The 12,803-nt window shown below is 46.3% G+C and carries 12 protein-coding genes and 1 pseudogene; 3 read left to right on the forward strand and 10 right to left on the reverse strand.

All coding sequences use genetic code 11. From position 1 onward, the window contains the following. Positions 1 to 31 precede the first annotated feature (31 nt). From AC5JLB_RS07630 to AC5JLB_RS07665, 8 genes are all read right to left on the reverse strand, one after another. Positions 32 to 817, reverse strand: coding sequence for an MBL fold metallo-hydrolase (locus AC5JLB_RS07630; protein ID WP_495873234.1), 786 nt, complete (start codon positions 815 to 817; stop codon positions 32 to 34). 207 nt (positions 818 to 1,024) lie between these two features. Then, on the reverse strand, positions 1,025 to 1,699 hold the full coding sequence (locus tag AC5JLB_RS07635; RefSeq protein ID WP_495873235.1) for a cysteine hydrolase family protein: 675 nt from the start codon (positions 1,697 to 1,699) through the stop codon (positions 1,025 to 1,027). Further along, a complete protein-coding gene (locus AC5JLB_RS07640) occupies positions 1,696 to 2,763 on the reverse strand; it encodes an ABC transporter substrate-binding protein (protein ID WP_495873236.1) in 1,068 nt (355 codons plus the stop codon). Before AC5JLB_RS07640 ends, AC5JLB_RS07635 begins: the two co-directional genes overlap by 4 nt. Before the next feature lie 179 nt (positions 2,764 to 2,942). Then, positions 2,943 to 3,992 (reverse strand): fatty acid desaturase family protein, encoded by a 1,050-nt coding sequence (locus AC5JLB_RS07645; protein WP_495873237.1) that lies wholly within the window; start codon positions 3,990 to 3,992, stop codon positions 2,943 to 2,945. Between the two features lie 104 nt (positions 3,993 to 4,096). Continuing rightward, positions 4,097 to 5,812 carry an alpha/beta hydrolase gene (locus AC5JLB_RS07650; RefSeq protein ID WP_495873238.1) on the reverse strand — a complete coding sequence of 572 codons (1,716 nt, stop codon included), beginning with the start codon at positions 5,810 to 5,812 and terminating at the stop codon, positions 4,097 to 4,099. Between the two features lie 326 nt (positions 5,813 to 6,138). Next, a complete protein-coding gene (locus tag AC5JLB_RS07655) occupies positions 6,139 to 6,618 on the reverse strand; it encodes a transposase family protein (RefSeq protein ID WP_495873239.1) in 480 nt (159 codons plus the stop codon). A 110-nt stretch (positions 6,619 to 6,728) separates the two neighbouring features. Beyond that, positions 6,729 to 6,857: a hypothetical protein gene (locus AC5JLB_RS07660; RefSeq protein WP_495873240.1), complete on the reverse strand. Its 129-nt coding sequence runs from the start codon at positions 6,855 to 6,857 to the stop codon at positions 6,729 to 6,731. 592 nt (positions 6,858 to 7,449) lie between these two features. Beyond that, positions 7,450 to 8,154, reverse strand: a complete 705-nt coding sequence (locus AC5JLB_RS07665) for a hypothetical protein (RefSeq protein WP_495873241.1) — start codon at positions 8,152 to 8,154, stop codon at positions 7,450 to 7,452. Between the two features lie 61 nt (positions 8,155 to 8,215). Here AC5JLB_RS07665 and AC5JLB_RS07670 point away from each other — a divergent pair, with 61 nt between their 5' ends. Continuing rightward, positions 8,216 to 8,710, forward strand: a complete 495-nt coding sequence (locus AC5JLB_RS07670) for a barstar family protein (protein ID WP_495873242.1) — start codon at positions 8,216 to 8,218, stop codon at positions 8,708 to 8,710. A 229-nt stretch (positions 8,711 to 8,939) separates the two neighbouring features. On the opposite strand, the gene AC5JLB_RS07675 is transcribed toward AC5JLB_RS07670, so the two are convergent. Both AC5JLB_RS07675 and AC5JLB_RS07680 read right to left on the reverse strand, forming a co-directional pair. Beyond that, positions 8,940 to 9,095 (reverse strand): hypothetical protein, encoded by a 156-nt coding sequence (locus AC5JLB_RS07675; RefSeq protein ID WP_495873243.1) that lies wholly within the window; start codon positions 9,093 to 9,095, stop codon positions 8,940 to 8,942. Positions 9,096 to 9,296: 201 nt separating this feature from the next. Continuing rightward, positions 9,297 to 9,683 (reverse strand): annotated as a pseudogene (locus tag AC5JLB_RS07680) (IS6 family transposase); the annotation flags it as partial. A 633-nt stretch (positions 9,684 to 10,316) separates the two neighbouring features. On the opposite strand from AC5JLB_RS07680, the gene AC5JLB_RS07685 reads away from it, so the two are divergent. Beyond that, on the forward strand, positions 10,317 to 10,916 hold the full coding sequence (locus AC5JLB_RS07685) for a hypothetical protein (protein ID WP_495873244.1): 600 nt from the start codon (positions 10,317 to 10,319) through the stop codon (positions 10,914 to 10,916). Positions 10,917 to 10,950: 34 nt separating this feature from the next. Next, positions 10,951 to 12,792 (forward strand): type I restriction enzyme HsdR N-terminal domain-containing protein, encoded by a 1,842-nt coding sequence (locus AC5JLB_RS07690; RefSeq protein ID WP_495873245.1) that lies wholly within the window; start codon positions 10,951 to 10,953, stop codon positions 12,790 to 12,792. Positions 12,793 to 12,803 lie beyond the last annotated feature (11 nt).

Genomic DNA, 12,803 nt, shown 5'->3' on the forward strand with positions numbered 1-12,803 from the left:
TCAGGAATCCTCCTTGATGCATCATCCTCTATTATGCAACACCGCCATCTTTTGAGATGCGATCGGAGGGGCAACCAGGTGTTCTTCTTGCCTCTAAATACTCCACAAGAATTTGCTGATAGCGCTCTTTACCAAAGATTTGGTAATGCCCTGGATACACCGTTTCAATGGAAAGATTTTGCAAACGTTCATAACTTGAAATGTAAGTGGGAATGTGACTGCAATGAAGTTCGTCTAATAAATCGCCATCGTAAATCACATCGCCAGAAAACAGATCTTGAGCCTGCGAGTCATATAATCCGATGCATCCAGGAGAGTGCCCTGGCAGATGCAACACCTCAAACGCGCGATCGCCTAAATCCAACACATCGCCTTCTTGTAAAATTTGGGTGGGTTCTGCTCCTCGAAGCGTGTATTGCTCAACGGTAAACTCAGGAGTCGGTAACTGATCAAAATGCTCCTCTAAAACAAAGCCTTGTGCAGAGGAACATAGCGCTTCGTAGTCGTCTCCGGTTCGCAAAGCATCGGCTTCTGCAGCGTGAATGGCGCGATGCTCAAACTCGTGCATTCCACCAGCATGATCAAAATGAATGTGAGATGCGATCGCTAACAACGGTTTATCAATCAGAGATGCAATATGCTGACGTAAGCTGGATACCCCTAACCCCGTGTCGATTAGCAGATCGCGATCGCGTCCTTTGATCAACCAAAGGTTAGCTCGATTCCACCAGTAGTAATGGGGTTCGGTGATCAAGTAGAGTAAGTCATTGATTTTTTGGGTAGAAAACCAGCATTGACTGACACGCTTTTCCTTCATTCTCGCAACCCCTCATGATCGATCGATAAAAGCAGTCTTTACGGCTGACCAAAAGATCCTAACGTAATCCTTATAGCGCTGATGCCAGTATTGCATGACACGTTGAACTACGATTAATCCCATCGAATTCAAACGAATGTCAGTTCCTTAACAGTCGCAATTCTAAAATTAATCAGAAAGTATCAGAAAGCAATTGTTTACTACAGTCTACTGCAATGCCAACACGCGATCGGAGGACGTGACCCAACCGATCGCTCCATTTTCGCCGAGCAATACGTCGATCGCCGCTTGATGCTCCTGGGGACTCAAAGCCGCGCAACAATCTTCCAATAATAAGCCATAAAATCCTAAATCACTGGCGTGTCGATAGCTTCCCAAAACACAGCATTCTGTGGTGATTCCTGTAAACAGCAAATGAGTGATGTCATGCTGACGAAGAACCGCTTCAAGAGCTGTTGAAACAAACGCCGAGTGAGCAGGTTTATCGAGTTGCAGTTCTGTCTCTAGGGGCTGCAACTCGTCAATTAAAGCGCATCCTCGCTCTCCTTGAATCAAAAATCGTCCTAATTTTCCAGGAGCACCGAGCGGATAGCCTGCATTCTCGTAGCGCAGTTTTTTGGATGGCGCGGCATCTGAAAGATCAGGTTTATGACTCTCTCTTGTGTAGATCACTAACACTCCATGCTGTCTTGCCCAATCGATCACGGTCTGAATTCGGGGAATGACGTTGCGAACGGCTGCAATATCAGCACCCATGACACTGCTGCAAAATCCGTCGGGATGACAAAAATCATTTTGCAGATCGATCACCAGTAGAGCCGTGCGATCAAGCGCGATCGCAAACGGATGTTGACGAGTTTGAATTAGCACACTAGAACTCATTTCGCTTTTGCACTCAACGCTGTAACAAATTGCGGATCGATAAACTTAGACATATCAGGAACGGCTGGAACCTTGTTTTGATTCTTCAGAAATGTCGCTAAATTGGTCAGTGGTTTCAATAATGACGCATCACTACTGGAATTTTCTAGCAGGGTTAGATTCGTTGCCAGATTAGGAATTTGAATGCCTTGAAGTTGCTGTGCTAGCTCATCTGGCGTCACGTTGAGTTGCTTTGCCATAATCGCCAGCCCTTCTTGAGGATTGGCTTTAAGAAATTCCACGCCTTTGAAATGACCTTCATTAAACGCCGCCACTGCGTTTGGGTTGGACTGGATCACCTGATTGCTGAAAACATACAAATCTGCGATCGCGGTCGGCTTCTGCTTAGAACTGTAGATTACTCGCCCATCTTTCTGTGCTTTCAGTGCCTGATCGCTAAATGGAGAAAACGAGTAGGCAATGTCGAGATCGCCCTTCTGGAACGCTGCCGCCGCTGCATCGGGAAGAACATTGACGATCGTCACGTCGTTCTCACTCAAGCCCGCTTCTGCTAAAACTTGCAGCACGAAGAAATGTCCAATTCCGCCGAGTTCTGCACCAATTTTTTTGCCCTTAAAGTCTTGAATGCTGGCAATACTGTTGCGTGCTAAAACAACATCTGCACCGACAGAGGTATCTCCAACCGTCACAATTTTGAACTCTCCTCCTTTAGCAGCCAAGGTGATGGCCTCTGAGGACACGAGAGCAAGTCCGTCTAGCTTTCCTGACAAAAACGCTGGAAATCCGGCGAAGGTAGATTCAAGGACTTGCAGTTTCAAATCTAGCCCTGAGTCTTTGAAGAATCCCTTCGCTAGAGCAATGTATAGAGGAGTGAAACCAATCCAAGTATTAAGGCCCAAGGTGAGCGCAGTCGTAGAAGAATTAGGAGACGAGGCCGTGCTTGAAGAGGTAGAAGAACGACAGGCGTGCAAACCAACGCTCGCGATCGCGCTGGTGGCAAACCAAAGCGCTTGTCTTCGGGTGAACTGTCGAGTGAACTGACTGTGTTTGAATGACTTGTTCATAGGTGCCGCGTTCAGAGATGAATTGATAGAGATGAATGAGTAGAGACAAATTGAATCACTGAATTTGGATGCATCGACTGTTGCTCAAATCTGTTACTTCAATCTGTTGCTCCAATCTGTTAATCCAATCTGTTAATCCAAAGAGTTAGCAATCCTCCAAAGCAGCTAATCGAGTAAACTCAGGATGGCAACACTAAAAAAGAAACTTCAATTCCACCGTAGAATGTTTCTAAATTAGGATGTCCTTGATCGTCAATGACTGTTCCTTGTCCTGAAAAAATGCGCTGTAGCCGGAAGCGATGGTAGTTCCTCAACAGTTGAGGCAAGGTGATGTAATGCACCTCGTTGCCAAAATAGAGGTCGCGATCGAGTTCGTGTAAACGATGCCAGGGACACTTCATTAATGCATGATGAGCATTGTGATAGCCAAAATTGAGCAACAACAAATTTAACCACCAATAGCGCTGAGAAACCAGATTCGAGAATGTATTTGTTTGTTCATGAGCGCGATCGCGCTTTGGTAACGAAGTTCCAATCGGAAAAACCTCATAAGTATGCTGAAAAGCATCTACAAATCGCAGTACCGTAATCATACCAATGTAGGCTAGAAAATAGAACAGCAATGCTTTTAGAGATATTAATCCTAACGTTATGAATAACGCAACTCGCGTTATCAACGTTAATAAAACTCGCGTTCGTTCAGGCTTGCGTTCATAAATCCGGAAAGGGGCAGAAATCGCTTGGAATCGTGGCAAAAATGCTAATACAGGAATATACATCCATTCCAATACTAACAATAGCATTCGGATAAACGCAGGTAGAGCCTTTAAGAATGCTGCTAGATCAAATTGGCAAAAATCAACGCGAGCAATATGGTGATCGATATGTAGCTTGGTTAAGTCTTGAAAGCGAGCATAGCAACCACCATTCAGCCACAGCATGACATTGCCCGCGATCGCATTCCACTTCATGCTGTCAAAGATCGTTCCGTGCATTAGTTCATGAGTTAAATAGGCAGAAATGATCAGGCTATGCATCAGTAACAAAACGCCTACAGCATTGAACCAGCCGTTATCCTGAAGGACTAGCGCAATTCCACCAGCATAGCTTCCAAAGGTATACAGGAATGCGATCGCATTCCAAACTGGTTTATCTTGATGCAAGAAATGCTGAACATTGGCAGGAGTTAATTCCTTCATACTGCTGCGAAGCGTTGATTGAATTTCCATTATTTAACCTTTAAACAATCACACAAGAAATCACACAGACAAGAAACTACAAGATCACAAAGCCCAGCAGAACGGGGACAGGTGAGGTTCTAATCCATTTGCTCTTAGGGTTCTTTTGCGGACTGCGTTTCCTGAACACAGTACTTTACCGATCGATTAAAGCGATCGCGGTTGCAGATTATTGAAGGTAGGGATTGAATGATGCTAAGACGTAGCTCGGGCTGGGTAATTGTTTTGGCATACGCCTGGTTCAAATACGGCAGGTAAGCTTTGCGATCGCTCAAATGTACCTGAAAAAACGCGACACTTAACGCTCTAAGATAATCCCGACCTGTGGCGGGACTTGGGCCGCGCATAAAGTCTGGTAGTTTATCGATGTACTGATCCTCGCTACTAGAGTAATGAGTCCCCGGAACCAGCACCGCCAGATATTTCTGAGGTGTGTTTACCCACGCAAACGGGTGAATTTGGTCGTCGATCGCAGGACTCATCAAAATATCATGGCTCCCCGATACAATCAGGGTAGGAATTGCCACTTTTCCCATCCCTTCTTCTCCATAAATCGCACTTGTAAGTGGGTATGCCGCCAGCACTGCTTTCACCCGTGGGTCACGGAGGCTTTTCTGGGTAGGGGACAATGATTTTGCATAACACTGAAGCGGCAAAGACGCGCTGAACAAAAAGGTTTCAGGTTGACATTCTGTTTTTAACTGCGCCTCGTTGATTTCTGCTCCCGCGATCGAGAGTGCGGTTGTGCCACCAAAGGAAGCTCCCATCACGCCAACCTTTTGTAAATCGAGTCTTGCCTTCCAATCTGCATCAGTTATTACCAAACGCTCTAGTTCATCCAGTAAATAGGTAATATCTGATGCTCGACTGATGAACTCAACCGGGCTAATCACATCACTCAGTTGACCTGCTAGAAACGCTCGACGATATTCTAAATTGCTACCAATGTGTTCAGGAAGCGCAACTGCAATTCCGTGGGATGCGAGATGTCTGGCGACATACTCGTTATTGAATCGCTTTGCCCCAAAACCATGAGAATAGACAACAAGAGGAGCAGGCTGAGAACTGTTTTCAGGTAGATAGAAATCAACCAAGAGTGGGTAGGGCTTCGTTACGCCTAGCGGTGTAGGCCGACTCTCGTTGATCGTGAACGTCAATGTTTTCTTGATCACCTTGCTCAAACCAGGTTGGCGCAAGTCTGACATGCGAGAAAAATCAACCGAGGCTTGGGCTGCTGCTTCTCGATCCGCTTGTTGAGCGATCGCGCTCACCACCCTATCTCTGTAGCGCGATCGCTCAGCAAACTCCTTGGTGAACTGAAGCACTGCCCTGATGTCTACGCGAATCTCTCGGTTGGGGAAGTGCCGCATCACGTTGATCAGGGTTAACCCATTTGTTCGATCGGCAGCGGCCAAAATTACCGCTGCTCGAATGGCATGAAATCCATTACTTTGGCGATCGCTGAGGATAACCTTGCCCAATCGCTGAATGAGCGTTTCGACCATTTGTGTATAAGCCGCACGAGAGACGACTACTGGGCCGTAATTCAACCGTTGCTGTAAGGCTTGGCGGAGTTCTGCTAATTGGGTTGAACTCAAGCGACGAGCAATAAAGGCAAATTCGCTCGTTACGGTTCCCTTGTTTGCAAACGTTTCTAAATCGTCTACAAAAACATAAAATTCGAGTGGTGCATAGGAAAAAGTCAGCCGCTCTGCACTAGAAGCAGGCTTTGGGTATAATGCAACGGGCAATAGTCCTAGGCTCAGCGCAACTCCGGTTTGCAGTACCAGCGCCATCGATTTTTTTTTCATATCTAACTGTCCAATCCTCAACGCTCATCATCTACTGAGGTTTAATGATACGTCGTTGCCTAGTTAGTGAATGATTTAGGCGAGAACAGCACAGTAGATATTTGCAGGCTAAGTTAAGAAGTCATTCCTTTTTCTCAATAGATTTGTTGGGAAATAAACTGGCTTTGGGACAAAGTTTTTCCAATTCTCCTCCAATTCATGCGGCATCCAGATAGAAGTTCCACAAGCCTGCGGCATTGGGCATCAAACGGTCATCGAAATCAGGCACACGATTGCGATAGACATCCGTTACTGCCCGATATCGCTTGATGCCTGCATAGGCATGTTCACATTTGACTCTGATGACTCAATTCTTGATTCTCCTGCTTCTGTTGTTCGCTCAATTCCTTGCCCTTCGACTTTTTGTGCGGCAGATGAACGTTGTTAAACTCCTTTTGTAATCCTTGAAATCCTAAATCTCCCTCGATCGCAACTTCATCCGGGATGTGTTCTACCAAGCCTGCTTTATCCAACTGCCGTTTGTCATGCATCCTGCCACCTCTTGCCTGAGTCAGCAGAATCACCCGCTTTTTTCGCGTGCTCCCTGTGATGGGCTTACGAGTATGGCGCTTCTTCTTGCCAGAGTAATACTCCTGCTGCTGTGCTGAGTCTTTTGGACGCTGCATCGGTCGTTCTGTCCCATCTAAAATGACTGCTTTGACCTCGCAAAAGCGGTCGAGAAATTCCTCCAGGTTTCGCAACTTGCGCTCTGGCAAAACCTGTTTGTCGCCTAACGTCTGCTCCAACACAGGCAACAGTCCGTCCACCCAGTCCTATGCACAGGAGCGGTCAAAGTCAAACAACACACTCATCAAGTAAACGTGGGATAACATTTGCAGTACAACAGGATGTAAAACAACTTTTCACGACTGATTCGTCATGTTGCTTTTCGTCCGCCTCCAACAGCAGGCTTGCGGTTTACCTCCGGTTTGACTCGACTTTGCTCATAAGCTTGTGCAAAATCGAGCAGGAGTGCCTCAAACGCTTTGCAGTTTAGACCTGTCATTGCGCGTAGTAGGCGATCCTGGTTGAAAATGCAGTCTAGATTCAGCATGGGTAGAACATCGCGCACTGCTGGTTATTATCCCTTGTTTCCCAACAGATCTAATCTAACTCGATTCGTAACTGAGTATTGATCGAGATTGGACACAGACTAACGTCCTTCTTGGAAGAATGCGACATTGAATTTACGAATAGCAAGGATTCAGCGATCAGCGACATTCATTAATGTGCGAAATTACAGTCAAGGTGCCAAAAATTGCCAAGAACGACATCAATTTGCGAATTGCGACATTTAATGTGCGAACGTACAACATTTCCTGAAAGCTGGTGACAAGACTCGAACTTGCGACCGGCTGATTACAAATCAGTAGGTCTAGTTTTTAGAATGCTTACCCTGTAATACTTCTAAGCTTTGCTTCTCGTTGTCTAAACAACTTTACCCCAATCCTTACCCCAATCCTGAATTTTCAGGGATTATTGACAAATTTTGGAGGAATTTGAGGCAAACGCTATTTTATCTCGCAGAGAGATAGCTTTATAGGAAATATTTCTGTAAAGGAAGATTGCGGAAGAGAATCTTTAAACTCAAGCTTCACTCAAGACGATTCTTTTATTTTCCAGCCTTGAATTTTAGCTAGGGCAGCAGTCACCTGTTCTGCGCTAACGGCTGGAAGTCGATCGGTGAAGTAATCCTCTAACCCGACCGCTTCGCTTAACGAGTCATCCACATCATCCAAACCTTCAGCATCGCCCGAATTCACCATCCAATCTCTGTCCCAGAAACTACGATCAACCAGTTCCTTGATCGCGTCATGCCACAATTCGAGATTGTCGGAAGCTATGCTAAACGTCGCGACAGCCTCATCTTCTCCATACTCCTCCTCAGCCGCTTTCCATCTTGGCAACACGTACTGCTCGATCGCACTCCAGACAAGCCGACGATAGTGATATTTGAGATCGGCACCTTCCTCGTCAAACCAACCCTCTCGATTCACCAGAATCTCGTCTTCGAGTCGTACCCGGAGGAAAGCAAACGGAAAATAGGCGGCGGCTTCGAGCGTGTTTGTCAAGCTGGGTGGCTCGATTCCTGATTTGAGCAGAGCCGCCAAACAAGCGTGAAGTAGGACGATCTTCTGCTCAGCGGTGGCGAAGTCAAACGTGTCATCGCCGCTCATGACTTCTAATTCTTCCAAATCGAGCGTCTCTTGCAGCGACTTGACTGCATCTTGCATTGCCGCCAAGTACAGCGCTGCTTCGACCCCTTCGAGCACTCGCTCGCCCAAGCTTGTACGCCATGTCATCCGATCATTCCCTCTGCTTGTCATTACCACGATCGTCAGGCATTTTGATGCAGTAGCACCGATGACTACAAATTATTTTCTGATTCACACAAGTCGTCAAAGTTTCGGTATGCTGCGATCTAACCCTCGTATTGCTGTTGATCGAAACGCTGTGAAACCTAAGTATGTCCTGGATGGTCGTCATACCACGACGCTTGAACTGTTCTACAGCGAGATCGGTCAAGTGTTGTTGGATAGGCAACCTTGGGGCGAGAGTCTCGATGACCTTGATGAAATTCTATCTGGCAATCACAGACTGCTGCCCCCGACGTTCCGATTGGTCTGGTACCATGTGGACATTGCCCGAACCAGGCTAGGCTATGCTGAAACGGTTCGTCAGCTCACACAACGGTTACGCGATTGTCCGCCCACTGTGCTAATAAAGACGGCTTGGGCATTGCGCCCAGCGCTGCGAGAACAGGGACCGACCGTGTATGACTGGATTGTAGAAATTATTGGCAAGTACCCGAACGTAGAGTTGATGTTGGTCGAGTCTGATGAACCGAATGACAGCTAACGGCATGCACTCGCATTCTATGAGTGCAAGGCAAAACCCAAGCAGTCTCACGGCGCAGAGGTCAATCTTAGCAACTCGAATAAACGCGACTCGATTAAGGTGATGAAGTGCGATTCGATTTAATCTTTCCTGTTTGGTCGATATACACCTGGGCAAGGTGTATTCCAACTTCATCTTGCAAGGATTCTAGCGCACTGATCACCCCTTTACCCCAAATTTACCCCAATCCCTAAATCTGAGATTTCTGAGCAAACCGATCTGTAGTAAAGTGACCGTCAGTTTTCGCTGCGATCGATTTTCGAGTGCCGTGCAGTTGAAAGAGTTTTTCGGAGGGAGCCACTGCATGGATATTAATTTGCAGAAGGAGCAATTCAGCTACGCTCATACTTTATGCGAAAGTGTCAGAATTGAAGCTACAAAAGATCTAAAAACAAGGCTGCATTTGCAAGAAAAGGAATGCTTTCTGAACTATTTCGATTAAGTCGATTGGAACATCACTTCTAACGCCTGCACTCGCTCAACGAACAAAGTTCGTCGCACAGATAGAGACACGAATTCTGTCATTTGGGTACGCGATGCCTTCGGCTCACGCAGAGCGTGTGCGCAAATACTGTCGCACTTCCTCAAACGCAGCACAGAATCGCTTTGCTGACTCAAATGTCCCAAAGCCTAGCATCGGATAATAACGGTGCTTGATTCCCCGATGGTCTTGCTCGATTGGATTGTCTAAACAACTCCCCGGTTCAGGGATGACCGCTTCACCCAGAACTTCTGGAATGGCACGCCGGTAGGATGCCATTCCATCTGGCACCACTCGATGTGGTGCCGTTTGTGCCACTCCTAAAGCTTGCTCGAAAAACGCTTGTGCCGATTCCATGTCCCGGTGCTCTCGCAGCAGCGAGTCCACTAAGTTGCCGTCTTCGTCCATCGCTCGATACAAGTAGCACCACCTGCCTTGGACTCGGATGTAGGTTTCGTCTACGTGCTAGGTTTCACCCATCGTTCCCGTGCGCTTTGTCCGCAATTGCTCGGCAACCAGAGGTGCAAATCGCTCTTCTCAATGCCGCACCGTTTCAGGCATGAACTCGAACCCTCACAGCAGAAAAAATTCTGCCACATCCCGCAGGCTCAGCTTGTAACGCAATCGGCACATCAAGACCTGAAACACGATGTCAGTCGGCACTTCTAGAAAGTTAAACCGCGTGCCTGCGCGTTCATTGAAGCTCGACAGGCACTCCCGACAATAGAACGTGTGATAGCCGAGGCGGGTGGGGCGTTTGAGTTGAGTGGTGAGCGCGGAGTGACAGTGGGGACAATTCTCAAATCAGGATGGGTGTCCAGTTTCAAGCCAGTTCCCACACGATCAGAAGACGTGGATTTCGCTCAAGATTTAAGTCTTAATTCTGACACTTTCTTTCAGTAGGGCTTGTTGATCTGGAGTCATTGGCTCTACTCCTGACATGAGAATCCCTTCACCTTATGCCATTCGCTTCAAGTTTGCACATTTGGGATGCTCCCTTCCGGCTTAACCCGAACTCAGGTTATGAAACGCAATCGTCAGAGCTTGTTAAGGTGAACTAAAACCCCTGCAACGGAAATATTGATAATGCAGCCTATGATGCTAGGTCGCTATCTTAGCCTGGAAGATTTTTGTACCTGTACTAAGACTTACCGGAAGTTTGTCGATAGCTTCGCTACACGGGGACGTGCTCGCATCAACCCCTATCCTCAAAACACAGAGGAAACGATTCCAGCATTGCAAGCACTCTGTCAGCATCTGCTTGACCCCATCATCGACCATTTTGGCAAAGAGCGATTCCAGCTTACCTACGGTTTCTGCTCAAAAGACCTGAAACGCTTTTTAAGCCAGAAAGACCCGGAGACAGGGATTAAGAATGGACGAGTTGACCCTAGTCGAGATCAGCATATGGCGCATGAGGTGAATCGGAATGGGAGGTACTACTGCGATCGCCTAGGGGCTGCCTGCGATTTTCGGATTGTGGATTTGGAGAGTGATCGCCTCGTAGAGTGGATTCTGGAACAGCGATTGCCGTTTGATTCGTTGTATTTCTATGGCAGCGATCGACCGATTCACATCAGTTACGGAATGCAACACAAGCAGGAAGTTTGGGCATTCACGCCAGAGGGAACGCCGACAAAGAAGGGAATGACAAATCTCATCAAACTGTTAGATCAATATAATTGATGTAGCCAATCTTACTTGATAGCCTGAATCGAGAATGCAAGCTCCACGGCAGGTATTGTTATCTGAAGAAGATGTTAGAACCAGAGTCGTAGCCGTTTGGTTAGCAGATCATGGTTTTACTGCGGAAAGCATCTCAGTTGAATTTTCTTTCGAGATTCGTTTAGGAAGAGGAATTCTGCGGGTTGGCTCCGATGAACCCGTCCGTTCACCTGTGTTTCGTCCAAGAGCAGATATTGTAGTGCGAAGCTGTGATGGTAGAAATCTACTCATCGTTGAAGTGAAAGCACCAGGTGAACCATTAGATGAAAGCGCAAAGGAACAAGGAATATCCTATGCACGTTTATTACGTGTGGGCGGTATTGCACCTTTTGTCGTGTTGACTAATGGTAATGAAACTCGAATTTATGACAGCATCTCAAGCGAACTAATCAACGATATTCAAGTTCCTACAAGCCATCCCTACGTACAAAATGGTTTTCGTGTCACTACTGATGACATCGCTTTACGTTCAGCAGCATTGGAAACCTTTGTCTCGTTATCCCCAAGCAATTTAATCGAGTTTTGCCGCGCTCAAGTTGCCTATCGGATGCGCCCTCTGCGGGATGATGATCCGTACAGTGGGAAAAAGTATATTCCTGCACTCTACATTGAACGGAATCAAGCTAAACAAGATTTTGCTAAACGCATCGACCGCGAAAAACGGAGAGTGGTGGTTTTGGCAGGTGAACCCCAAGTTGGAAAGACAAATTTCGTCTGTCGTGCTGTGGAAGAGAAGCTTGAGAGTGGAATCCCTTGCTTGTTTTATCCAGCGATCAGGATACAACAAGATTTACTAGAAGAGATTCGCGAGGACTTTGAGTGGATTATTCACGATAATAGTGCAGCGCATCAGATTATTCATCGATTGACTCGAATCATTCAACGAGTTGGACAAAGACTAATTATTTTTATTGATGGATGGAATGAGGCTAGTCAAGAATTAGCTCGTGCAATTGATAGAGGGAGTGAGAGGCTGGCTTGCGATGAGATTCAAATTGCCATTAGCTTGACCAATACATCTGCGAATCGATTGTTACTTGATGATGTGGGAAACCCCTCTTACATCGCAGATGCGGCTTCCATTGAAAAAGCGGCAATTCCACTTTTTGAAATAGCACCTGAAAAACTGAATAAAGATTTCAGCACTGTTGAAATCCAGAAGTACGACATTACAGAGGTTCAGAAAGCTTACGAGGTGTATGCTCGTGTATACAATGTGCAAGTTCCATCAGCGCACTTGACGATTGATAATCCGTTCATTCTACGAATCAGAATGGAGATCTTCAAAGACAAGAATTTGCCGGAGATATTAGACGAGCCTGAACTGTTAGAGCAAATAATATACTTAAAAGCTGAACGAGTAAGACAAATGAATCAAGATGTTGTCATCACTCTTTTAATCAGCTTAGTCAATGAAATGTTTACCAAAGATGCTCCAGTTAGTCAAATAAAAGCGAGAGAGTTATGGGCATTACCAGCTACAAATGACTTGCCGATAGGTTTATTTGAAGCGGCACTACTATCGAAAGTGTTTAGTGGTCGAAGTTTGCCATCTATAGATTTCTACTATGGGCGCGAGCGAGACCTCTTAATTGCTTACCTATTACGTAATTGGACGGAAGTTCTCTTAGCTGATCCCAATAGCGTATGTTTGGAAATTTCTAAAACAGTTTCCACAGGGGTTGGAGTAGAAGCACTAAGATGGTTTCTCAAGCAGCCTAAGCACTTCTGCCATCTACAAGCAGTGTCTAAACTGTCAATTCAACTAGAACCAGTTGCAAGGAGAGTGATATCTGAAGTGACCCCTTTAGTTCGGACAGAAGCACAAAAGATTTAAGCGTATCTACT

The organism is Myxacorys chilensis, assembly GCF_059505265.1.